Annotated in this window: 1 pseudogene; it reads right to left on the bottom strand. The window is 51.4% G+C overall.

The window, feature by feature from the left end:
* Positions 1-36: 36 nt before the first annotated feature.
* Positions 37-218 (bottom strand): annotated as a pseudogene (locus tag A6R74_RS01540) (EamA family transporter RarD); the annotation flags it as partial.

Genomic DNA, 218 nt, shown 5'->3' with positions numbered 1-218 from the left:
TGTCTGTAAAAACTGTGAGGTGTCGTTCCAGCGTAGTCAGGTGAGAGCTATCAGCGCTAGGGTGAATAGCAGTATTTTCTCCACAAACAAGCCCGATAACCCGTCCAACGGCACCTGCTTACGAAACAGGCCATAACTGCCGAAACTTAACGCCAGCAGCAGACTAATCCAGGGCAGTTCGCCCAGCATCACAAACTGGGTTGCAATGGCTATGCTCG

This window comes from Halomonas sp. ALS9, assembly GCF_001651035.1.
Lineage (GTDB): Bacteria > Pseudomonadota > Gammaproteobacteria > Pseudomonadales > Halomonadaceae > Vreelandella.
Note: the sequence above shows the minus strand (reverse complement) of the source record. Positions and strands in the feature narration are given on the sequence as shown.